18 protein-coding genes are annotated in these 23774 nt (G+C 66.7%); 10 read left to right on the top strand and 8 right to left on the bottom strand.

Annotated elements, in window-relative coordinates; all coding sequences use genetic code 11:
- Positions 1-6 precede the first annotated feature (6 nt).
- Entirely contained in the window at positions 7-6039 is a 6033-nt protein-coding gene (locus DIE06_RS14595) for an alpha-2-macroglobulin (protein ID WP_124662012.1), read from the bottom strand.
- Between the two features lie 304 nt (positions 6040-6343).
- On the opposite strand from DIE06_RS14595, the gene DIE06_RS14585 reads away from it, so the two are divergent.
- The 7 genes from DIE06_RS14585 to DIE06_RS14555 all read left to right on the top strand — a co-directional run bounded on the left by DIE06_RS14585 (position 6344) and on the right by DIE06_RS14555 (position 12804).
- The gene (locus DIE06_RS14585) at positions 6344-6850 is read left to right on the top strand and encodes a sugar dehydrogenase complex small subunit (protein ID WP_124662011.1); all 507 of its coding nucleotides are present in this window, start codon (positions 6344-6346) and stop codon (positions 6848-6850) included.
- Entirely contained in the window at positions 6850-8469 is a 1620-nt protein-coding gene (locus DIE06_RS14580) for a GMC family oxidoreductase (protein ID WP_124662010.1), read from the top strand. The genes DIE06_RS14585 and DIE06_RS14580 overlap by 1 nt, the downstream gene beginning before the upstream one ends.
- A gap of 2 nt (positions 8470-8471) precedes the next feature.
- A complete protein-coding gene (locus tag DIE06_RS14575) occupies positions 8472-9749 on the top strand; it encodes a cytochrome c (protein ID WP_124662009.1) in 1278 nt (425 codons plus the stop codon).
- A gap of 178 nt (positions 9750-9927) precedes the next feature.
- On the top strand, positions 9928-10347 hold the full coding sequence (locus tag DIE06_RS14570) for a DoxX family protein (RefSeq protein WP_124662008.1): 420 nt from the start codon (positions 9928-9930) through the stop codon (positions 10345-10347).
- A gap of 63 nt (positions 10348-10410) precedes the next feature.
- Positions 10411-11514 carry a porin gene (locus DIE06_RS14565; protein WP_124662007.1) on the top strand — a complete coding sequence of 368 codons (1104 nt, stop codon included), beginning with the start codon at positions 10411-10413 and terminating at the stop codon, positions 11512-11514.
- A gap of 405 nt (positions 11515-11919) precedes the next feature.
- Positions 11920-12300: an NUDIX domain-containing protein gene (locus tag DIE06_RS14560; protein WP_124662006.1), complete on the top strand. Its 381-nt coding sequence runs from the start codon at positions 11920-11922 to the stop codon at positions 12298-12300.
- Positions 12301-12303: 3 nt separating this feature from the next.
- Positions 12304-12804, top strand: a complete 501-nt coding sequence (locus tag DIE06_RS14555) for a (d)CMP kinase (protein ID WP_124662005.1) — start codon at positions 12304-12306, stop codon at positions 12802-12804.
- A gap of 42 nt (positions 12805-12846) precedes the next feature.
- On the opposite strand, the gene DIE06_RS14550 is transcribed toward DIE06_RS14555, so the two are convergent.
- From DIE06_RS14550 to DIE06_RS14540, 3 genes are all read right to left on the bottom strand, one after another.
- Positions 12847-13383, bottom strand: coding sequence for an isochorismatase family protein (locus DIE06_RS14550; protein ID WP_124662004.1), 537 nt, complete (start codon positions 13381-13383; stop codon positions 12847-12849).
- Between the two features lie 241 nt (positions 13384-13624).
- On the bottom strand, positions 13625-14950 hold the full coding sequence (locus DIE06_RS14545) for an MFS transporter (RefSeq protein WP_124662003.1): 1326 nt from the start codon (positions 14948-14950) through the stop codon (positions 13625-13627).
- Between the two features lie 43 nt (positions 14951-14993).
- On the bottom strand, positions 14994-16178 hold the full coding sequence (locus tag DIE06_RS14540; RefSeq protein ID WP_124662002.1) for a M20 aminoacylase family protein: 1185 nt from the start codon (positions 16176-16178) through the stop codon (positions 14994-14996).
- 181 nt (positions 16179-16359) lie between these two features.
- Here DIE06_RS14540 and DIE06_RS14535 point away from each other — a divergent pair, with 181 nt between their 5' ends.
- Together DIE06_RS14535 and DIE06_RS14530 are read left to right on the top strand one after the other, a co-directional pair.
- Positions 16360-17262, top strand: a complete 903-nt coding sequence (locus DIE06_RS14535) for a LysR substrate-binding domain-containing protein (RefSeq protein WP_124496369.1) — start codon at positions 16360-16362, stop codon at positions 17260-17262.
- 178 nt (positions 17263-17440) lie between these two features.
- Complete coding sequence (locus DIE06_RS14530) at positions 17441-17761, top strand: pyrimidine/purine nucleoside phosphorylase (protein WP_006478890.1); 321 nt, start codon at positions 17441-17443, stop codon at positions 17759-17761.
- Between the two features lie 112 nt (positions 17762-17873).
- On the opposite strand, the gene DIE06_RS14525 is transcribed toward DIE06_RS14530, so the two are convergent.
- The 4 genes from DIE06_RS14525 to DIE06_RS14510 all read right to left on the bottom strand — a co-directional run bounded on the left by DIE06_RS14525 (position 17874) and on the right by DIE06_RS14510 (position 22244).
- On the bottom strand, positions 17874-18206 hold the full coding sequence (locus DIE06_RS14525; protein ID WP_185733405.1) for a hypothetical protein: 333 nt from the start codon (positions 18204-18206) through the stop codon (positions 17874-17876).
- Positions 18207-18720: 514 nt separating this feature from the next.
- Positions 18721-20508: a chloride channel protein gene (locus tag DIE06_RS14520; RefSeq protein ID WP_124662001.1), complete on the bottom strand. Its 1788-nt coding sequence runs from the start codon at positions 20506-20508 to the stop codon at positions 18721-18723.
- 30 nt (positions 20509-20538) lie between these two features.
- Positions 20539-20952 carry a MarR family winged helix-turn-helix transcriptional regulator gene (locus tag DIE06_RS14515; protein ID WP_124662000.1) on the bottom strand — a complete coding sequence of 138 codons (414 nt, stop codon included), beginning with the start codon at positions 20950-20952 and terminating at the stop codon, positions 20539-20541.
- A 116-nt stretch (positions 20953-21068) separates the two neighbouring features.
- Positions 21069-22244, bottom strand: a complete 1176-nt coding sequence (locus DIE06_RS14510) for an HPP family protein (protein WP_124661999.1) — start codon at positions 22242-22244, stop codon at positions 21069-21071.
- A 364-nt stretch (positions 22245-22608) separates the two neighbouring features.
- On the opposite strand from DIE06_RS14510, the gene DIE06_RS14500 reads away from it, so the two are divergent.
- Positions 22609-23577, top strand: coding sequence for a LysR family transcriptional regulator (locus tag DIE06_RS14500; RefSeq protein WP_124661997.1), 969 nt, complete (start codon positions 22609-22611; stop codon positions 23575-23577).
- Positions 23578-23774 lie beyond the last annotated feature (197 nt).

Raw genomic sequence — 23774 nt, 5'->3', positions numbered from 1 at the left:
GTCTCGTTACTTGCCCGCGTCGGCGGGCTTCACGGTCATCGGCGGATTCGGCCACAGACCGTACACGGACGGCGCATACAGCGCCTCGACGCGCGTCGGCGGCAGCCCGAAGGTGCCGACGTTGTTCAGTCGCACCGTGTACTCGACCGAGAGTTTGCCCTTCGGCAGATAGTCGTAATACGCGCGGTAGCCGTCGAAATCGCGTTCGATGAATGCCGGCCACGCGCCGTCCGGGGATTTCTCGCCCTGCGTCGCGGCTTCGGAGTCGCGGCCGAGGCCCGAGCCAAGGATCGTCGCGCCGGACGGGATCGGATCGTTGACGACGACCCACGTCATGTCGCTCTGCGCATCGATGTCGAGATGCACGCGCACGACGTCACCGCGCGTCAGCACGCCCTTGACGGCGGGCGACACGGGTGTGACGGTCTTCGTGATCCGGTAGCCGGCCGCGAACGGCGCGCGCAGCGGCACGGCCGCGAGGCTTTCGACGGTCGCCCACGGGCGGCCCGTGCCGTCCTGCGTGACGGACAGCGTGGCCGGCGCCTGCGCCGCACGCGGCCACGGCATCAGCACGCTGCGCGCGGCGGCGGCGCGGGTCGCGGCAGTGGCCGACGCGGGCGCATCGGCGGGCGCCGGTGCCTGCGACCACGCGATCGCGCGCTCGTTGCCGCCGAGCGCGATCTTCGTCGTGCCGGCCACAGGCGTGCTCTCGTAGGTGCGGGAGAAGCGCTCGATCGCGAGCTGGCCGAGTGCGTTCGACGTCGTCGTCTGCCATGCGCCCTGGCGTTGCAGCGCGAGCAGGCCGGTCGCCACGCGCGGCATCTCGTCCTTCCACGCGGGGTTCCCCGCGAATTCCAGCGCGAGGCGCGCGGCGTTGGTCTCGTTGCTCGTCATCAGCCACCACAGGTCGTCGTCACGCGCGGTCGAGAACACGAGCTGCGTACCCTGGTAGGTGAGGCGCGCACGCAGGATCTGCTCGACCTGCGCGCGTTTCTCGTCACGCTGCGGGATGTCCTTCACGCGCGTGAGGATCGCGTGATAGTCGATCACCGCCGACGTCGGCCACTGGTTCGGCGCGAGTTCGATCGAACCGAGCATGCGGCCCTGTGCTGCACCGTAACGCGACAGCGCCTCGATCGCCGCGAGCTTGCGCAGGTCGCGATCCTGGCGCGGCGCCCACGCGTTGCGCTCGATGCGGCCGTCGACGAAGCGCGCGAGCCCGGCCTCGAGCTGCGTGCGCAGGTCTTCCGGCAGCGCGAAGCGCGGGTCGAGGCGGCTCGCCTCGTCGGCGATCACGAGCAGGTACGACGACAGCGTCGGGCTGCCATAGTGCGCATCGTCGGACGACGGCGGGAAGTAGCTCGCGAGCCCGTCGCTGTCGAGGTAGACGGGCATGCGTGCCACCAGCGCCTGCCATTGCGCGGCGTCGTGCAGGCCGATCGCGCGCGACGTCTGCTGTTCGAGGCAGCGGTACGGATAGCGCTCGAACCAGCGCCGCACGCCGGGCAGGCCGTCCGCGAGCTTCGACTGCAGCGACACGGCGATGCCGCCGCGCGGCGCGCCCTGCGCGTTGTTGACGGCGCCGGCCGGGGCCGACACGGGCACCGTCAGCGTACCGTCGACCTGGGTGAGCGTGGCCTGCTGCACGGTGACCGGCAGCGCGGGCACGACCTTCTGCGCGACGGCCAGCGCATCGGACGCGCGTTTGCCGCCTTGCTCGGCCGCCTCGATGCGCCAGTTCAGCGCGCCGGCCGCGTCGAGCGCCTGCTCGGGCACGGTGATCGTCCACGCCACCTCGGTCGCCGCATTGGCCGCGAGCGACACGGTTTGCGGCGCGACGTCGAGGCCCGTCACGCGCGACGTCACGACGACCTGCATCGCGCGGTCGGTGGTGTTGCGCAGCGTGACCTGCGCGCGGAACGCATCGCCTTCGCGCACGAGCGGCGGCAGGCCGGAGATCAGTTGCAGGTCCTGCGTGCTGCGAATCGACGTGCTGCCGGTGCCGAAGCGGTCCGGGCCGACCGCCGCGATCGCGACGATCCGGAAGCGCGTGAGCGCGTCGTTCAGCGGCACCTCGACGGTCGCGCTGCCGTTCGCGTCGAGCGTCACGCGCGGATTCCACAGCAGCAGCGTGTCGAACAGCTCGCGCGTCGGCGCGCTGCCGCCGCCGCCGCCGGCCGGCACGGCCTTGCGGCCGAAGTGGCGGCGGCCGACGATTTCCATCTGCGCGGTGGCCGTCTCGACGCCGTACGCGCGGCGCTGCAGCATCGCGTCGAGCAGGTCCCAGCTGTTGTTCGGCATCAGTTCGAGCAGCGCCTCGTCGACGGCCGCGACCGCGATCTGCGTGCCGGCCGGCGCGGGCTGGCCGTTCGGCAGCGTGACCTTCACGTGCGCCTGCGCCTTGCTGCGCACCGTGTAGCGCGTCGCGTCAGTCGTCACGGCCACGCCGAGACGATGCACGCCCGTGCCGACCTTGATCTCGCCGAGGCCGTAGCGGAACGCGGGCTTCGACAGGTCGACGAACGCGGTCGGCGCTTCATAATGGCGGCCTTCGCGCCAGAACGCGCGCGCCCATTCGACCGGCGCTTTCCAGCCCCACGTGAAGAACGAGTACCACGGCACTTCGCGAATCCGGCCGCGCAACGCGAGCACCGACACGTACACGTTCGGCCCCCACGATTCGCCGACCTTCAGGTCGACGGTCGGGTTCTTGCCGTCCAGTTCGACGATGTGCGTTTCCATCACGCCGCCGCGTTCGACCGCGACGAGCGCGGTCGCGTAGCGGAACGGCATGCGTACCTGGAAGCGGGCCGTTTCGCCCGGCTCGTAGGAGGTCTTCTCCGGGATCACGTCGATCCGGTCGGTGTTGTCGCCGCCGAACCAGAGTTCGTCCTCGCGCGTGACCCAGACGGACGTCGACGCGTTCGACGTGCGCCCGTCGCCGTCCTTCGCGACCGCGATCAACTGCACGTTGCCGGCCTGTTCGAGCGTTGCGTCGCAGGCCATGCGGCCCTTGTCGTCGGTCTTGCCCGAGCACAGCACGCCGAGCTCACGCGTGTCGCTCTTGTTGTCGTATGCATAGAAGCCGCCGACCATCCGCTTGCGCGACGACGTCGTGATGTGCGCGACGCCCTTGATCTCGATCGGCACCGACGCGCGCGGCTTGCCCTGCAGGTCGACCGCGAGCGCCTGCACCGGCACGCGCTGGCCGACCGACACCCAGCGGCCGGCCTTGATGCCGGCCACCACCGCGGCCGGCCACAGGATCGTGTCGCCGCGGATCGTCTGCACTTCGCCGTTCGGGTCCGCGAACGTCGCCTCGAGCGCGATGCGCTTCGGTGCGTCGACGTCGGGCAGGCCCTTGAGCGTGACGGCACCCGCGCCGTTGCGGTCGAGCGTCAGCGGCAGCTTGTCCGCGATCAGCCTGGTTGCGTCGGGATCGTTGTTCGCGGCCGATGCGTTGTCGCCGTCCTGCGCATCGTCGTCGGCGTTGCCGTCGCTCCGCGCCGGACGATAGGGTGTGAAGCTGAAGTCCTCGAAGCGATCCGCGAACGGCGGCGATGCCCACTTCATCAGCGCCGACACCTGCACGGGCAGGTTCGACGCGCCGCCGCCCGACACGTAGTCGATCTGCACCGCGAGCGGTGCTTCCTTGACCGCGACGAGCGGGCTCTTCTGTGCGTCGCGCGCGCTGATCGTCCCCTTGAGCACCGGCAGGCGGAACGCCTCGACGCGGAAGCTGCCGCTGTAGTAGCTGGCGGTCGGCGCATCGTCCGGGCCACCTTCGAGCGACACGCTGTATTCGCCGAGCTTCGCCGCGGGCGGCAATGCGAACCGCGTGTCCGCGCTATGGTCGGCCGACCACGTGAGCGGCAGCTTGTAGGTCTGGTCGGAGCCGAGATGGCGGATCGTCACGCGCGTCGGGTATTGCGCCGGGAACGCGAGGCTCTGCAGCGTCTCGGTGCGCAGGAAGTGCTTCATCGACACGGTTTCGCCGGCACGCAAGAGTGTGCGGTCGAACACGGTATGCGCACGCACGGTCGGTGCGCTGTCGGTGTCGGTCGGCACGTTGAAGCGCCACGCTTCGATCCCGCGGTTCCAGTTCGAGCTGACGAACGCCATGTCGGGGCCCGTCTTCGGATCGTCGACGCGCGCCGACACGAAGTAGTCGTCGAAGCGTTCCGACTGGCTGCATTCGTGCTTCGGCTCGAACGGACCGTCGATCTTCAGCAGGCCTTGCGCGTCGGTCTTGCCGGACGCGATCTCGTCGCCGTTGCAGTCCGACACGCGGATCCGCGCGTTCGGCACCGGCTTGCCCTTGTCGAGCGTCGTGACCCACACGAGGTTGTTCTCGCGGCCCTGTTTCAGGTGCACGCCGAGGTTCGTGACGAGCACGGTGGTGCGCACGTACATGCTCGACGGCTTCGCGAGCAGCGAGCGGCCGAGCGCGGGCGACGCGAGTTCCAGCACGTAGAAGCCGGGTTTTTCCATCGGCACGCCGACGACCTCGAACGGGCGCAGCGCCTTCGGATCGGCCTTTGGCAGCGTCAGCGCCTGCGCACCCGGTTCGCCCGTGAGCAGCGACAGCGAGCGCACGTCGATGCGGCGGTTCTGCGGTGCGGGCATCTTCTCGCCGGCCTCGAGCGGCACGTAGACGGGATGCTGGCCCTTGTGCCGGAGCAGGCCCGGCATGCGTTCGTCGATCGTGCCGGCCGTCATCGACCAGTTGTCGAAGCGCTCGACGGTGCGCATCCATTGACGGATCGTGGTGTCGTCGTCGACCTTCAGGTTCGAGAATTGCGCGCCGCTCGTGTTGAGGCCCGCGATACGCAGGTCGGCCTCGACGTTGCGCAGCGTGACGGGCACGAGCGCGGGCGTATCGGGCTCCGCGAAGCGCTCGACGATCCCGAACGTGCCCGACGAGAATTTCGCGAGCGGCGGCATCGGCGCGGTGCGTGTCGCGAGCGGGAACAGGTCGGCGTTCGCGAGCGAGCGGTCGGTCACGTCGCGCAGGCCGGACGGCAGGTCGATCGTCAGGTTCGCCTGCGCGGGTAGCGGCGGTTTGAACGTGACGGTCGTCACTTCGTCGCTGTGGTCGTCGGCCGCGAAGGTCGGCGAAAGCGAACCGTCAGGGCCGCGCAGCTTGATCGCCTCGGCGTTCTTGCGCGAGACCGGTGCATTGAACGACAGCGTCAGCGGACGCAGCGGCGTGCAGGGCGCCTTCGCGTTCTCGCGCTCGCACGAGAAGCTCGCGGCGAACGGTGCGCGCACGGTGAAATCGAAGCGGCGCTCGGTGTCGTTCGCGATGCCGCTCGGGCTCGCGACGCCCTTGCCGTAGACGAGCTGCATCTTCGCGCTCGCGGGCAGCGCCTGCGCGCACGACAGCGTCAGCACGCGCGCGGCGTCCTTCTTCAGCCCGAAGTGGTCGAGCAGCGCGTTGCGCGTCTCGTCGTCGGCGGCCGTGACGGGAATGCGGTTGCCGATGCCGGCCGCTTCGCACCAGACGTTCGCGAGCGCGGAACGCGGCTCGGCCGGGCCGTTCAGCTTCAGCACGAAGACCTGGCGCTCCTCGATCTCATGCGAGCCCGGGCGTACCGTCACGGGAAACGGGCCGCCGGTTTGAAACGTGAAGCGGCGCGGGCCGCTGACCGCATTGCCGGCGACCGAGCGCAGCGTGTCGTTGAGCGCGACCGAGCAGCGCACGCCCGGCGGCAGGTCGTTCTCGAAATCGTAGACCCATGTCTTGTCGTCGAGCCAGTGACCCTGGCCGCGTGCGGCGGTGGAGTCATTGCAGGTCATGCGCGCGGGGTTCGGCGCGGACGCCGAGCCGAACGCGACCATCGGTTCGTCGAACTTGACGACGCTCTGCCGGACTTCGGTGACGGTGCCTTGCGGCGATACGCTCACCGTGCGTGCCGCGAGTGCATGCAGCGACAGTGCCGCGGCGCCCCCGAGTGCGGCGACCGCGCCGATGCGCCAGAGCAGCCGTGTGATGGGATTGGATTGATGCGTGTTGTTGTGTTTGTCGCGCTGCTTCATCGCTCGATGCCCTCGGAGGGAAGCTTTCTGTTTGATTGCACGCGATTCTAACCGACGCACATGCGAGCAGACGACGGGAGAGGCCGTGTCGCCGGCTTGCGACACACCGGCGTCCCGATGCAGAAGTGTCGCGTCGACGACACAAAGATGCAGCGAAATGTCGACTGTCTCGGATTGCGGAACATTTAATGGACTATAAAAGCATTGTCCAATCCGAATTGTGCGCGTACATTTCAGGGCCGCGCGAAATTTTGAGAAATATCAAGCGTGGTTTTCCCGAATCCGGTGTTCGAGAGAAGGAAACATGCACAACGACAACACCCCCCACTCGCGTCGTGACAACGACGCAGCCGCAAGCGGCATCACGCGGCGTCAATGGCTGCAGGGCGCACTGGCGCTGACAGCGGCGGGCCTTACCGGCTCGCTCGCGTTGCGGGCCCTGGCCGATAACCCCGGCACCGCGCCGCTCGACACGTTCATGACGCTTTCCGAAGCACTGACAGGCAAGAAAGGGCTGAGCCGCGTGCTCGGCGAACGCTTCCTGCAGGCCTTGCAGAAGGGTTCGTTCAAGACGGCCGACGGTCTGTCGCAGCTCGCCGGCGCGCTCGCGTCCGGTTCATTGACGCCCGATCAGCAGGCTTCCGCACTATCGATTCTCGAGGCGTGGTATCTCGGCATCGTCGACAACGTCGTGATTACCTACGAAGAAGCATTAATGTTCAGCGTGGTATCGGATACGCTCGTGATCCCTTCGTATTGCCCCAACAAACCTGGCTTCTGGGCCGAAAAACCGATCGAGAGGCAAGCCTGATGGCCGATACCGATACGCAAAAGGCCGACGTCGTCGTCGTCGGGTCGGGTGTCGCAGGCGCGATCGTTGCACACCAGCTCGCGATGGCGGGCAAGTCCGTGATCCTGCTGGAAGCCGGCCCGCGCATGCCGCGCTGGGAAATCGTCGAGCGCTTCCGCAACCAGGTCGACAAGACCGATTTCATGGCGCCGTACCCGTCGAGCGCGTGGGCGCCGCATCCGGAATACGGCCCGCCGAACGACTACCTGGTCCTGAAGGGCGAGCACAAGTTCAATTCGCAGTACATCCGCGCGGTGGGCGGCACGACGTGGCACTGGGCCGCGTCGGCGTGGCGCTTCATCCCGAACGACTTCAAGATGAAGACGGTGTACGGCGTCGGCCGCGACTGGCCGATCCAGTACGACGACCTCGAGCATTACTACCAGCGCGCCGAGGAAGAGCTCGGCGTGTGGGGCCCCGGCCCCGAGGAAGACCTGTACTCGCCGCGCAAGCAGCCGTACCCGATGCCCCCGCTGCCGTTGTCGTTCAACGAGCAGACGATCAAGAGCGCGCTCAACGGCTATGACCCGAAGTTCCACGTGGTGACCGAGCCGGTCGCGCGCAACAGCCGCCCGTACGACGGCCGGCCGACCTGTTGCGGGAACAACAACTGCATGCCGATCTGCCCGATCGGCGCGATGTACAACGGCATCGTGCACGTCGAGAAGGCCGAGCAGGCCGGTGCGAAACTGATCGACAGCGCGGTCGTCTACAAGCTCGAGACCGGGCCGGACAAGCGCATCACCGCCGCGGTCTACAAGGACAAGACGGGCGCCGACCATCGCGTCGAGGGCAAGTACTTCGTGGTGGCCGCGAACGGCATCGAGACGCCGAAGATCCTGCTGATGTCGGCGAACCGCGATTTCCCGAACGGCGTCGCGAACAGCTCCGACATGGTCGGGCGCAACCTGATGGACCACCCGGGCACGGGCGTGTCGTTCTATGCGAGCGAGAAGCTGTGGCCGGGCCGCGGCCCGCAGGAGATGACGTCGCTGATCGGTTTCCGCGACGGTCCGTTCCGCGCGACCGAAGCCGCGAAGAAGATCCACCTGTCGAACATGTCGCGCATCAACCAGGAGACGCAGAAGATCTTCAAGGCCGGCAAGCTGATGAAGTCCGACGAGCTCGACGCGCGGATCCGCGATCGTTCCGCGCGCTACGTGCAGTTCGACTGCTTCCACGAAATCCTGCCGCAGCCCGAGAACCGCATCGTGCCGAGCAAGACGGCCACCGACGCGGTCGGCATTCCGCGCCCGGAAATCACGTATGCGATCGACGACTACGTGAAGCGCGGCGCCGTCCATACGCGCGAGGTCTACGCGACGGCCGCGAAGGTGCTCGGCGGCACGGAGGTCGTGTTCAACGACGAGTTCGCGCCGAACAACCACATCACGGGCGCGACGATCATGGGCGCGGATGCACGCGACTCCGTCGTCGACAAGGACTGCCGCACGTTCGACCATCCGAACCTGTTCATCTCGAGCAGCTCGACGATGCCGACCGTCGGTACGGTGAACGTGACGCTGACGATCGCGGCGCTGGCGCTGCGGATGTCGGACACGCTGAAGAAGGAAGTCTGACCGTGCGGAAATCTACTCTCACCTTCCTCCTCGCCGGCTGCCTCGCGCTGCCGGGCCTCGTGCGCGCGGCCGATTCGGCCGATCCCGCGCAGATCAAGCGCGGCGAATACCTCGCCGTCGCGGGCGACTGCATGGCGTGTCACACCGCGAAGGGCGGCAAGCCGTTCGCCGGCGGCCTCGGGATGCCGGTGCCGATGCTCGGCAAGATCTATACGAGCAACATCACGCCGGATTCCGACACGGGCATCGGCAACTGGACGTTCGACGACTTCGAGCGCGCGGTGCGTCACGGCGTGTCGAAGAACGGTGACAACCTGTATCCGGCGATGCCGTACGTGTCGTACGCGAAGATCAACGACGACGACATGCAAGCGTTGTACGCGTACTTCATGCACGGCGTCGAGCCGGTCAAGCAGACGCCGCCGAAGAACGAGATCCCCGCGCTGCTGAGCATGCGCTGGCCGCTGAAGATCTGGAACTGGCTGTTCCTGAAGGACGGCGCGTACCAGCCGAAGCCGTCGCAGAGCGCCGAGTGGAACCGCGGCGCGTACCTGGTGCAGGGCCTCGCGCACTGCAGCACGTGCCACACGCCGCGCGGCATCGCGATGCAGGAGAAGTCGCTCGACGAGACGGGCGGCAGCTTCCTGTCGGGTTCGGTGCTGGCGGGCTGGGACGGCTACAACATCACGTCCGACCCGAACGCGGGGATCGGCGGCTGGACACAGCAGCAGCTCGTCCAGTACCTGCGAACCGGCAGCGTGCCGGGCGTCGCGCAGGCGGCCGGTCCGATGGCCGAGGCGGTCGAGCACAGCTTCTCGAAGATGACCGACGCCGACATCGGCGCGATCGCGACGTACATCCGCACGGTGCCGGCAGTGGCCAGCGGCGATGCGAAGCAGTCGCGCTCGTCGTGGGGCAAGCCGGCGGAAGACGGGCTGAAGCTGCGCGGCGCGCCGCTTGCGTCGTCGGGCATCGATCCGGCTCGGCTGTATCTCGGCAACTGCGCGACGTGCCACCAGATGCAGGGCAAGGGTACGCCGGACGGCTATTACCCGTCGCTGTTCCACAACTCGACGGTCGGCGCGTCGAATCCGGCGAACCTGGTGCAGGTGATCCTGAACGGCGTGCAGCGCAAGGCCGGCAGCGAGGACGTCGGCATGCCCGCGTTCCGCAACGAGCTGTCGGATGCGCAGATCGCCGCGCTCGCGAACTACCTGACCGGCCAGTTCGGCAACCCGGCCGCGAAGGTGACCGGGGAGGACGTCGCGAAGGCGCGTTGACGCCAGGCGCGATGCGGCACGAAGCAGGGCAGCACTGACAAGAGGAGGAGCGCAGCACATCGGGCGGGCCCCGATGCCGGTTGTTGCAGAGCGGGGTGGGCGGCACGCGTGGCCGCCCGTCCCGGTTCATAGGCAATCCGGTGCGCGCGGTTCGCGCATCGCTTTCGTTGATCACACCATGACACCGAATCAACCGTTTCTCGCGTCCCAGCGTGATGTGCTGCTGCTGTTGTCCCGAATCCTGCTCGTGATCCTGTTCGTGATGTTCGGCTGGAAGAAGATCGCCGACTTCTCCGGTACGATCGCGTTCATGGGTAGCGAGGGCGCGCCCGCGCCGATCATCTCGGCGGCGATCTCCGTCGTGATGGAGCTGTTCGTCGGCATCGCGCTCCTCGTCGGTTTCCAGACGCGGCCGCTCGCGCTGCTGCTTGCGCTGTATACGATCGGCACCGGCATCATCGGCCACCACTACTGGACGATGTCGGGCGGCGAGCAGATCAACAACATGATTCATTTCTACAAGAACATCGCGATCTCGGGCGGCCTGCTTGCGCTCTGCGCGGCGGGCCCCGGGCGTTTTTCGATCGATCGCGGGTGAACGGGCCGCCGGCGCGCGCATCGGGTGCGGGTCGGACGGTCGAGACTCCGAGGGGGCAACATTTTGCGACTCAAACACTTCGCATGGCTGATCGCGGCCGCCGCACCGGCGGGCGCGTTCGCACAGACCAGCGTGACGCTGTACGGCCGTATCGACGGCGGCGTCGAATACCTGAACCACATCGCGACGCCCAACGGCAGTTCGACGCGCTGGAGCGCGGAAGGCGGCGACTGGGGCACCAGCATGTTCGGCCTGAAGGGCGTCGAGGATCTCGGCGGCGGGATGTCGACGGTCCTCAACCTGGAAACCGCGTTCCAGGTGATGAACGGCACCACGGGCGGCGGACGCATGTGGTCGCGCCGCGCGTATGTCGGGCTGAAGAGCGACACGTGGGGCCAGCTGCAGGCCGGCCGTAACCTGTTCATCGACAGCGACGGCGTATGGGAATTCGATCCGTTCGTCCAGCAGGCGTTTTCGTCGGCATCGCTCGTGCGCGGCCGCAACTGGCAGCAGAGCAGCAACAACATCGAATATCACAGCCCGGTGATCGGCGGCTTCGACGTGCAGGCGCAATACGCGTTCGGCAACCAGTCGCGCGGCTTCAACTACGGCGCGGCTGACGATTTCGGCCGCTCGGACGGGATCATGATCTCGTATCACTCGCCGGTGCTCGACGTGCGCGGCATCTATGACGAGCTGCGCGACAACAACGGCAAGTTCAGCAACATCTTCACTGCGTCGCGCGAGTATTTCGTCGGCGCGAACGTGAAGGTGTCGAAGTTCAAGATCCAGGGCGCGTATACGCATTACCAGGCGCCGGACAGCCCGGCTGGTGTTGCCGACCGCGCCGATCACTACTGGCTCGGCGCGACCTATACGGCCACGCCGCAGTGGGCCGTGACGGGCGGTGGGTACTACGTGAAGGTCGGCGACGGTGGTGGTGACGCGTCGCACGATCCGTCGGGGCACGCGATCATGTATGTGCTCGGGACTACGTACAACCTGTCGAAGCGCACGTTCTTGTACGGCACGGTTGCGTACGTGCGGAATGGCGGGAATTCGAACTTCTCGCTGCTCGCGTCGCCGCGCGATGCGACGTCAGGGACGAGCCCGATGACGGGCGAGTCGCAGACGGGCGCGTATGTGGGGATGATGCATACGTTCTGAGCCCGAAGGGCGCCAGATGTACAAAAGGCACGGGTTTCAAATCCGTGCTTTTTTGCGTTTACGGGGATTGTCGGATTGTTGCCGTGCGTGGCTTCAGTGCATCGCACCGGACTTGAATGACGTTATACGGACACGGTGGAAGGTTCGTCCATAGTCTCGCAGCTACCGGTAAAGCGAGCTCGGCGAATTTACATTCGCTCAACTTTTTTGCGGGGCCGCAAACGTTGGTGCGGCACATCTCGGCCGCCCAATTCTACGAAGCGTCTTCGAGTCCCGGGGAAATCGACGCTCAGGCTTCACTCGATTAACGGATCGTTGTGTAATCTTGATGCCCTTGGCAACGCTTACACGGAATCTTTTTCAGATGAGGGATCTGGCCGCATTGGACCGCAAGCCGGAAGGCAGGTGGTCGCCGGCACCCTGGACCAGGGAGAAATGCCGGTAGTCGCCGCGCTACGCGAGTTACACGAGGAAAGTGGCATCGACGATGTCGAAGTTGTGCGTGTTCTCGGCAACTATTTCTACTCGATGACGAGATTCGGAAGAAGCGAAATCCGGCATCGGCATGTCGTGCATGTCAGGGTAAGCGACGCTATTGAAATGAAGGCGTGTTGGACGCATTTCGAGGCCGATTCAAGTACCGGCGGTGAACCCATCGAATTCAACTTCGATTGGCATCCCCTTTTTGAAGCAGAAGGCGCGCTGATCGGTGGGCATGATTTCTTCTTGCCCAAGCTGAAACATTTCATGCGCGAGCATTCGGATGCGCGATTGAACGGGGACTGAAACATGAAGGTTTGCATCGTAGGCCCGTCGGGCGCGGGGAAATCGACGATCGCCGTGCAATTGGCGCGCAAGTTCAATGTCGCCACGTACGAATTCGACCACGTCTATTGGGACATGAGTGGCGCCAAGTTTGTGAAGAACTCGGATGAGTCGATGGCGAAGGCGATCGGAAAGATCATCGAGCAGGACAGCTGGTTTGTCGAAGGTGCGTACGACAAGCGAATGTATCCGTTACTCGTCGAGTGTTCAATGATCTTGCGGGTGGAGGTCCCGTTTGGCGTGAGGGCAACACGCCTGATCAAGCGCTTCATTCGGTCGACGATGGCGGGCAAGCTGCCCAAAGAGACCTTTCGGAACACCGTCGACCTGCTCAAGTTCTCGTATCGCTTCGACAAGCGGCTCAGCCAATTTTTGTCCGGAGACGCGGTGCTCTCGAGGAAAGTGGTGTCGGTTCGAGACGCATCATCGTGTATCAAGGCAATGCGCGCGGCGCGGCTTTGCTGAGGCAATTGCCCTCACGCTTTACCAACTGTCGCAAACAGCACATCAGAACGCGCACGCCTCAGCCGTCGTCAGCGTCGCGAACGGCCCGCCGAGCGTCGCATTGTGGTGCGCGACGATCCGCTCGGCCGGCAACGCGGGCGTATCCATGCAGGTATGCGCATCCGTCACGAGCACCGCGCGAAACCCGAGATCGTCCGCCGCCCGGCACGCCGTGTCGATGCAGTACTGCGTCTTCATCCCAGCAATCACGATCTCGCCGATTCCTTTCGCATGCAGCCATTCGGCGAGCCGGGTGCCCGCGAAGCAACTCGGCCGGGTCTTGTCGAATACGATGTCGCGTGCCGTATCGATCGCAAGGGCGGCAACGCGGCCATCGGTGCATTGGGCGCGATCGGCGAGCCGGCCGGGCCGGTGTGACGCACGGCGAATACAGGCGCACCGGTTTCGTGCGCATGACGAATCAGCCGGTTCGTTGCCCAGCACGCGCTCGCCATCATGCGGACGATCGGGGCCATGGAACAACCCGGACTGCATGTCGATCACGAGCAGCGCACGTTTCGGGGAAGGGGCTTCGGACATTGCGTTTCTCCTGAGTGGCCGATACGGACGGAGAAACGACAAGACCCCGTCCGGAACCGGCGGGGCCTGTTGGAATCGGTGACGCTACGATCTTGCGCACACTCGTCGCACGGGCCCGCCGAAGGCGGTCGTGCGTGTGGTCGTCGAAAGGGTGGTCGCGGCGTTGTGCATGAAGCGATCATGCCCGATGCATGTGCGCTGCGTCAGCGACCGGCCGCGCACCGCGCGCATCGTTCGTCGTTCAATCGAGCGACTTCCCGGCTTTCTCATCCATGCAGCGAATGGCAAGCAGCGTCAGCACGCCGCACCCGATCGCATACCACGCGGGCGCATTCGGATTACCGGTCGCCGCGATCAGCCACGTCACGAAGAACTGCGCGAAGCCGCCGAAGATCGCGACCCCGACGCTGTACACGAGCGCACCGCCGGTTGCACGCACCGCGCGCGGGAACAACTCGCCGAGCATCGCACCGGTCGCGCCGATGTTGATCGCATGCACGATCGACAGCGCGGCGATGATCGACAGCAGCGACGCGGCGCCCGGCCAGCGGTTCAGCGCGATGAACGCGGGATAGATCGCGGCCATCAGCACGATGCGCGTCCACCAGACGATCCGGTTGCGTCCGTACACGTCGGACAGATGGCCGCCGATCGGCGTCACGAGCATCAGGATCGCGCCGGCGACGCAGCCGGCCGTCATCGACAGCCAGGTCGGCAGGTGCAGCACCTGCACGCCGTAGATCGCCATGTAGAACACGATGATGTAGTGGATCGACGTGCCGCCGATCGTCACGCCGAGGCCCGCGAACACGGCCTTGCCGTGATGGCGCAGCACGTCGGCGAGCGGCAGCGACGCGACCTTCTCGTCGGCTGCGTGTGCGGCAGCAGGCGCGGCAGCCGGCACTTCCTCGACGGTGCGGCGCAGCCAGTAGCCGATCGGTACGAACAGCGTGCCGATGATGAACGGCACGCGCCAGCCCCAGTTTTCGAGCTGCGCGGCAGTGAGCGTCGACGTCAGCGCGACGCCGGTGAGCGCGCCCGCGAGTGCGGCGAGCCCCTGGCTCGAGAACTGGAACGACGCATAGAAGCCACGACGGTGCTGCGGCGCCTGTTCGAGCAGCAGCGTCGTCGACGCGCCGACTTCGCCGCCCGATGCGAACCCCTGCAGCAGGCGCGCGAGCACGAGCAGCAGCGGCGCGGCGATGCCGATCTGCGCGAAGGTGGGCGCGACCGCGATCGTCGCAGTGCCGAGCGCCATCAGCAGCAGCGTCAGGATCATCGCCTTCTTGCGGCCAGCGCGGTCGGCGTACATGCCGATCACGAGGCCGCCGAGCGGGCGCGTGACGAAGCCGACGCCGAAGCTCGCGACCGCGAGCATCAGCTGACCGAACGACGAATGCACCGGAAAGAACAGCTTGCCGATCAGGATCGCGAAGAAACTGTAGACCGTGAAGTCGTAGAACTCGAGCGCGTTACCGACCGCGGCGGCCGCGATCAGGCGGCGTTTCTTCGCGGCGGCGCGGGCATCGGCCGGCGAGCCGGTAAACGAAAGGGCGGACGTTTCCATGAGGTTCCCCTGCTAAGGCGCGGAACTGCGTGATGAAGGGCCGTCAGGCCGCGAGCCAGGCTTCGGCGACGCGAACCCAGTAACTCGCGCCGATCGCGAGGATGTCGTCGTTGAAGTCGTAGCCGGGGTTGTGCACCATGCAGCCGCCCTTGCTGCCGATCCCGTTGCCGATGAACGCATAGCAGCCGGGGCGTGCCTCGAGCATGAACGCGAAATCCTCGCTGCCCATCAGCGGCGCGGCCTCGGTCTCGACACGCTCGGCGCCGAGCATCTGGCATGCGATGTCGGCCGCGAACGCGGTCGGTTCCGGGTGGTTGACGAGCACCGGGTAGCCGTAGTCGTAATCCACGTCCGCGGTGACGCCGAAGCTTTCCGCCTGGCCTTTCGCGAGCGCTTCGATGCGACGTGCGAGCAGCGCGCGCACGTCGGCGTTCAGCGCGCGCACCGACAGCTTCATCGTGACGGTTTCGGGAATGATGTTGAAGGTCTCGCCGGCCTGCACGCTGCCGACCGTGATCACGGCCGCATGCTGCGCATCGACCTCGCGCGCGACGATCGTCTGCAGCGCGACCATGATGCTGCCCGCGGCCGACATCGGGTCGCGCGCGAAGTGCGGCATCGCGCCGTGACCGCCGACGCCGCGCAGCGTGATCGTCACGCGGTCGGCCGACGCCATCGCGGCACCGGTACGGAACGCCATGTCGCCGGCGGCGCGGCCCGGCATGTTGTGGATCGCGAAGATCGCGTCGCACGGGAAGCGGTCGAACAGGCCGTCGTCCATCATCGATTTCGCGCCGCCGAAGTTTTCCTCGGCCGGCTGGAAGATCAGGTTCAGCGTGCCGGAGAACTGGCGCGTGGCGGCCAGGTGGCGCGCCGCGCACAGCAGCATCGCGGTGTGGCCGTCGTGGCCGCACGCATGCATCTTGTTCGCATGGCGGCTCGCATAAGGCAGGCCGGTGGTTTCGGCGAGCGGCAGCGCGTCCATGTCGGCGCGCAGGCCGACGGTGCGCGTGCCTTGCCCTTCGCGCAGCACGCCGACGACGCCCGTCTTGCCGATGCCGCGATGCACTTCGTAGCCCCAGCCCACGAGCAGCTCGGCGACGAGGTCGCTCGTCAGCGTTTCCTCAAACGCGAGTTCCGGGTGCGCGTGGATGCGGCGGCGCACTTCGATCAGGTCGGGAGCGATCTCGGCGATGCCGGGGATGACGGGGTTCACGGCTTGCAGCATGGTGTCTCCTGTGGGGCCGGTGGGGCGTTTGACGCGCATATGACGTGACAGCATATAAATTTCTTTTGCGCACCAGAAGCTGCTAAATTGCTTTGGTGCACACCACCGGTTGCCGCTCGGGAATACCCTGAGCCGGCATGCGCCGCGCCGCACAGGGTTTCCACGAATCACGCATGCCGCCATGAAATACCATCAGCTGAAAGCGTTCGTCACCGTCGCGGACGAAGGGAGCATCCGCGCGGCCGCGCGGCGCCTGAACGTGTCGCCGGCGGCGCTGACGAAGGCGGTCAAGGAGCTGGAGATCGCGCTCGGCGTGTCGCTCGTCGTGCGCACCGCGCGCGGCGTGCAGCTCACCGCGTTCGGCCAGCAGCTGCAGGTGCGCGCGCGGCTGATCGTCGCCGAGATGCAGCGGGCGCGCGACGACATCGAGCAGGCGCAGGGCGCGATGACGGGTTCGGTCGCGGCGGCGATCACGCCGGCCGCGGCGGTGACGATCCTGCCGGACGCGTTTCGTGCGTTCCGGCGGCGCTTTCCGGTCGCGCGCGTCAATCTGATCGAAGGGTTTCCGGGCGTCGCGCTGCCGCGGCTGCACGACGGCTCGCTCGATTTCGCGGTGGCCGTCGTCGTGCCCGAACTGCTCGCGGCCGAATTCGATCACGCGGAACTCTATGCAAGCCGATCGCTGATCGTCGCGCGCAAGGGGCACCCGCTCGCGTCGGCCACGTCGCTCGCCGATCTCGTCGAGGCCGACTGGCTGATGAATCCGTCGCCCGAAAGCTCGACCCAGGTGCTGTTCAACTCGTTCGTCGCCTACGGGCTGCCGGTGCCGCAGCGGGTTGTCGAATGTCCGAGCTTCGGGCTCGCGCACAGCCTGATGACGGGCTGCGACCTGATCGCGTCGATGCCCGAACAGCTGCTGCAGGGCGAGTGGGCGCGCGACCAGCTCGCGGTGCTGCCGATCCGCGAGCGGCTGCCGGGCGTGTCCGTGCAGGTCGTCACGCGCCGCGACAGCCCGCTCACGCCGGCCGCGGCGATGCTGCTCGACTGCCTGCGCGATTCCGCGCGCCGCAAGGGGCTCAGATGAGCCGCTTCGTGCGCGGTCACGCAGCGCATCAGATAGTGATCCTGACTATTCGTCGCATGTCCGCGACAAGGCACGTTTGCGGCATGCCCGCCGCGAGCCGGTATCATAGCGGCCGGCCTGCCGCCCCGGCCGGCTTCCGACAACACGCCATCCGGCACCCAGCAATCAGAGGCATCACATGACCAGTGCAACCCAATTCGACAACGTATCGGTCGTCAAGCGCGCGAACGTCTATTTCGACGGCAAGTGCGTGTCGCACACCGTGCTCTTCCCGGACGGCACGCGCAAGACGCTCGGCGTGATCCTGCCGTGCGCGCTCAACTTCGGCACGGACGCGCCCGAATTGATGGAAGTGCAGGCCGGCAAGTGCCGCGTGAAGCTCGACGGCAGCAGCGAATGGCAAACCTATGGCGCCGGCGAGTCGTTCTCGGTGCCGGGCAAGAGCCGCTTCGACATTGAAGTGCTCGAGACGCTCGACTACGTCTGCAGCTACCTGTAAGCGCGCAAGCGCTGGCCGCGGCATGTGCGCGCGGCCGATGCGACCAAAGAAAAAGCCCCGCCGCAGCGGGGCTTGTCGCATGCGGACGGCGCAAGGCCGTCCAGCGCGGCGCTTACAGACAGGCGTTGATGTCGCCCGCGGCAGCGGCGTCGCCGCGCACCGCGACCCATGTCTTCGCGCCCGGCTTCGACGCCGGGCGAACCATCGCGGCCGCGCCGTTCGGCGGCTGCTGGCCGGGTACGTAGACATCGGTCGCGAGGCCGTTGGCCAGCACGTTCTGCGAGATCACCTGTTGTTGCGACTTGTCGGCCCAGGTCTTGGCGATGCACGCCGAGACATCCTGCGTGGACTTCTGGCTTTGTCCCACATTCTGCATGGCAGGATCGGCGGCATGAGCAGAAATAGCCACGGTCAATGCGATGAGCGGTAAGTATTTCACGTTCACGTTGTATCTCCCTCGAGTCGTGATTGATTGGGTGGGATGCGCAGCAGGACTGCGTAACAGTGAGATTGCATCGGACAAATGCGGTTCCGACGATTCCGAAACAAGTTGTTAACGCGCTTGCCAAACGACAACCCGGATGCTGTGAGTGCTGCGGCGCAGCGGCGTGCGTCGCTTGCGGCCCGCATGGAGAACGGGGGACGCGGCAACGACGTCATGCGTCGTGAGGTCGGCTCGCTGCCCTGTGGTGTGGCGGATTGACGGCCGCGGCGTGCTGCATGTGTCTGCATGTCGCGCCGCGACGTTTCATTATTGGATGACGAAGTGGAACGGCTGAATGGTGGCCCCGTCGCATGAGCACCATGATGACAAATTTTCGTCCGACGAATTGTCAACGAAGTTTAAACGCCGGACGTGGCGGAATGCGAAAACGGCGCGCAGGGTGCGCGCCGTTTCGGACGACGGAAGAAGACGATGAGTGCGGTGCACGTCCGGCGCGCCGCGCACGCTGCAAAGGTCAGCCGGCCTTGCGGGCACCGGCGTCGCGCAGGTTGACGGGCACGACCGGACGGAAGCGTTCGCGTTTATGTTCGTCGTCGAAGTGCTGGAGCGCGGGCTTGATGAGGTCGCTGCGCGATACGATGCCGATGATGCGCAGCGATTGCGGATCGTCGACGACCGGCAGGCGTTCGTGGCCGAGCATCGCGAGCCGTGACGCGACCACGCGGCATGTTTCGTGCGCCTGCGCGACGGCCGGTGCGCGATCGACGAACGCGCTCGCGAGCGCCACGCCGGGGCCGGCTTGCGCACGCTGCGCGTCGAGTGTCGCGCGATCGACGAGGCCGAGCAGGCGGCCGTGCTGCACGACGGGGTACGCACGGTGCGTCTGTTTCGCGCCGAAGTACCGCGACTCGACGGCATCGAGCGTCGTGGCGCCGTCGATCGCGACGAGCGCGTCGGCCGGCGTCATCACCTCGGCCACGTCATGGCGTTCGAGCGGATCGACACCGTATTCGCGGTAGATGTGATAACCGCGGCGCGCGATCTTCTCCGTCATGATGGAACGCTTCATCACGACGGTCGCGAAGCCGTGCGCGACGAGCGTCGCCGCGAGCAGCGGCAGCAGCGCGTTCGCGTCGTGCGTGAGGCCGAATGCAAACACGATCGCGGTCAGCGGCGCGCCGAGCGTGGCGCCGAGCGTCGCGGCCATGCAGACGAGCGGCCACAGCGCCGGATCGCCGCCGGGCAGCACCGGCGACAGCACGGTGCCGATGCCCGCGCCGAGCATCAGGAGCGGGGCGAGCACCCCGCCGGACGTGCCGGAGCCGAGCGCGATCACCCACATCACGGCCTTCACGACCAGCAGCGCGAGCGCGATCTTTAGCGCGATGTGCTGATGCAGCAGGTCGCCGATCACGTCGTAGCCGACGCCGAGCGCGCGCGGCTCGAGCCAGCCGCCGATGCCGATCACGATCGCGCCGAGCGCCGGCCACCACATCCAGTGCATTGGCAGCTTCGCGAAGGTGTCCTCGACGCGGTACAGCGCCGCCGACAGGCCGCATGCGAGCATGCCCGACAGCAGGCCCGCGACGATGCACGACAGCAGCGCGACGGGCGTCGGCGAAGCCGTGGTCAGTGGAAACAGCGGGTCGACACCGAAGAACACGGCGCGGGCGAAACCGGCCACCGCGCAGGCGAGTGCGACCGGCAGGAAACTGCGCGGACGCCATTCGAACAGCAGCAGTTCGACCGCGAGCAGCACGGCGGCGACCGGCGTGCCGAACACGGCGGTCATGCCGGCGGCCGCGCCCGCGACGAGCAGCGTCTTGCGCTCGGCGGCGGTGACGTGCACGCATTGCGCGATCAGCGAGCCGAGTGCGCCGCCCGTCATGATGATGGGGCCTTCGGCACCGAACGGTCCGCCGCTGCCGATTACGACGCCGGACGACAGCGGCTTGAGGATCGCGACCTTCGGCGACATGCGGCTCTTGCCGAACAGGATCGCCTCGATCGCTTCGGGAATGCCGTGGCCGCGAATCTTCTCCGAACCGAAGCGCGCCATCAGTCCGACGATCAGCCCGCCGATCACCGGCACGACGATGACCCACGCGCCGAGCGTGTTGTGGGCGGGCGAGCGGTCGGCGAACGAAAACTGCTGGAAGAAGAACAGGTTCGTGAACAGGTGGATCAGGCTCAACAGCACGAACGCCGCCAGCGTGCTGAGCAAGCCGATCCCGGCAGCGAGCAACGCGATCCTGGGCAGGCGTTCGTTGGTCGAGAAATCACGTTTGTGTGGTGCGTTCATTGGAGTTGGGAAGGGTCGGTAAAGCCTGGGTCAGTAATCGATCTGCGGGACCTGGAACGCGTCCTTCAGCGATTTCAGCTCGGCGCGGTGCATGGCCGCGAGGCGCGCGAGCAGCGTTTCGCCGGCTTCTTCGAGGTGGACCTCGACCTGCCGGCGGTCCGCTTCGCTCGTCTTGCGCTTCACGAGGCCGAGCGCCTCGCAGCGCGTCACCAGCGCGACGACGCCGTGATGCTGCGCCTGCAGGCGTTCCGCGAGTTCGCCGATGGTGGCCCATTCGCGATGCGGGTAGCCCTTGATGTGCAGCAGCAGCAGGTATTGCAGCGGCGTCACGCCTTCGCTTTGCGCGGCGCGTTCGGAGAAGCGCTCGAAGCGGCGCATCTGGTAGCGGAACTCGGACAGTTGCTGAAAATCGCTTTTGGTCAGCGCGCGTCGGGTATCGTTCATTGCGGTCGGTCGGGCAGCAGTTTCGGTAACGCGAATATATCACAACATGATATAAATGGCCGATTTTCAGCGGAATGCCTGCATGCCGCTGTTCGTCGGCCCGCTGTTCGTCAGCGTTACGCGGCCTCGAGCATCTGCGTCTGCTGGTACAGGCCCGTAACGAGATCCGTCTGCGTAATGATGCCGACGAGCCGGCGCGATGCGTCAACGACCGGAATATGGTGGTGACCCGAATGCGTAAACAGCGGCACCAGCGCGGTGATCGGCATGGTCTGCGGCACGGACGCGACGTCGCGGGTCATCACGGTGACGACGCTGGGCGGCTGGCCGCCGAACGACTCCGGCAGCCGCGCGGCCAGCCGTTGCCACAGCGGGGCCGGGCGGCGCAACTGGCGCGTGAGGTCGGCGCGCGTGACGATGCCGACCAGGTGATCGTCGCCGTCCACGACGGGCAGCGCCTTCACGCGATGGCGGTCGAGCAGCGTCAGCGCGGCCGTGACCGACGTCGATGGTGCGACTTCGATCGCGTTCTTCGTCATCAGATCGGCACACGCGAGCTGGCCGAACGTACGCGCATAGGCCTGCATCTCGGTTTCGCGCAGCAGCATTTCGAGGTCGTCCGGATCGACGTCGAGCCATTCGCCGCGGCGCTTCAGCACTGCGTCGAGATCGGCGCGCGTGAAGCCGCCGCGTGCCGGCGCGGCGCTGCCGCCTTGCGGCTTCGCGTCGGCACGCACGCCGCCGTGCGGATAGCGGTGGCCGGTCAGCGCGTGGTACATGAGCGCGGCCGACAGCAGGATCGCCGATTGCAGTGCGATCGGCTCGACCACGAAGCCGAAGCCGAGCGCATGGATCGCCGGGCCGCCGAGCACGGCCGTCAGCGCGACCGCGCCCGACGGCGGGTGCACGCAGCGCAGGACGAACATGCCGCCGATCGCGAGGGCGACCGCAACCGCGGCGGCCGTGATCGGATCGGCGATCCACTGCGCGCAGGCGACGCCGACGGTCGCCGCCACCAGATTGCCGCCGATGATCGACCACGGCTGCGCGAGCGGACTCGCGGGCACCGCGAACAGCAGCACGGCCGACGCCCCCATCGGCGCGACGAGCAGCGGGACGAGGCCTGGCACGCCGGGCAGCAGCCGCATCGTGACGCCGACCGTCGCGATGCCGACGAGCGCGCCCGCGCACGAGCGCATGCGCTCGCGCCAGCCGAGCGTCATCGGATGGGGAATGAAGCTGTGCAGCCATTGGCGGAACGTGCGGCGCGACGAGGAGGAGCCTGACGACATGGACGGGAAACGGTAAAAATGACGGCGCGGATGACGCAGCGCAAGAGCAGCGGAATTATATCGTGTTGTGATACAAATTGTCGCGCCGCATCAACGCGTTGCATGCGAGCGACGCATCCGTCTTGCAAAAACCTTTCATCGGATGAAAGCCTGGCGGCCCTGCAATCGCGCAAATTTGTCTGCGGCGGCGTACAATTCGGGCCACCGAATTCCCCGATATGCCACAACCACGCACGCGATGCCCGCTCTCACGCCCGTTCCCCGGCATGGTGATCGCTTGCGCGTGGTTGGCGCGCACGCTCCGATTCCCGTCTGACGCGAGCGCCGCCGACGTTTCCTCACCGACACTCCCCAAGCCAATTCAATGGACATGCTCGAAAACATGCGCCTGTTCGTGCGCGTTGTCGAAGCCGGCAGTTTCACCGCGGTCGCCAAAGAAATCGATGCGACCACCGCGCAGGTGTCGCGCGCGGTGTCGAATCTCGAAGCCCACGTACAGACGCGCCTGCTGCATCGCACGACGCGCCATCTCGGCCTGACCGAAAGCGGCGAGCGCTACTTCGAGCGTGCGAAATCGATCCTGGCCGAATTCGACTACGCGAACGCCGAGGCGCGCAACGCGCTGCTGCGGCCGAGCGGCAAGATGCGCATCCATGCGATGACGGGGCTGGGGCAGAGTCATGTCGTGTCGTCGATCGTGCGCTACCAGGAAGACAACCCGGACGTATCGGTCGAGCTGACGCTCGCGCAGCGGATGCCGAACCTCGTCGAGGAAGGGTACGACGTGTCGATCGTGACCGCGTCGCAGCTGCCCGATTCCGGCTACGTCGCGCAGACTTGCGGCACCAGCTGCAGCGTGCTGGTCGCCTCGCGCGAATACCTGGCGCGGCACGGCACGCCGAAAACGCCGGACGACCTGCCGAACCATGTGTGCCTGCGGCTCGACACGCCTGCCTCGCCGGCCAGCGAATGGCGGCTCGAGCGCGGCGATGACGAGGAAACGGTCTACGAACTGCAGCCGGCACCGTTCCAGGTCAACGTGCCGGACGCGCTGTGCGTCGCGGTGCGGGCGGGACGCGGCATCGCGTGCGTCGCGCTGTACACCGTGCTCGACGACATCCGCGAAGGGCGGCTGATCCGCGTGCTGCCCGAGTACCGGCTGCAGACGGTCAGCGTGTATGCCGTCTATGCGACGCGCCGCTATCTCGACGCAAAGATCCGCACCTTCCTCGACCATCTGCGCACGACGCTCACGCCCGCGCTGGAAAACGACCTGCGGGAACTCGACCGGCTTGCGGTCGAGCCGATGCCGGGCAGCCGCCAGCGCGCGTGACGCCGTCGCCGTTCGCTTGCGCGGCGGCGCCGGGCGTCATGCGTCCGGCATGACGCGAATCCGCTCGAAGCGGCCGGCGAGCCACGCGTAGGCGGTCCCGTTATTGAGTGTTGCTAATTTCACGTTTAGCAATGGTGTGCTCGATGCTCGACGGCTCGCGCACAGGCGAAGAATTCGGGCTTTTGTTTGGCGGCGCG

This window comes from Burkholderia sp. Bp8998 (genome assembly GCF_003854235.1).
Classification (GTDB): Bacteria; Pseudomonadota; Gammaproteobacteria; order Burkholderiales; family Burkholderiaceae; genus Burkholderia.
Note: the sequence above shows the minus strand (reverse complement) of the source record. Positions and strands in the feature narration are given on the sequence as shown.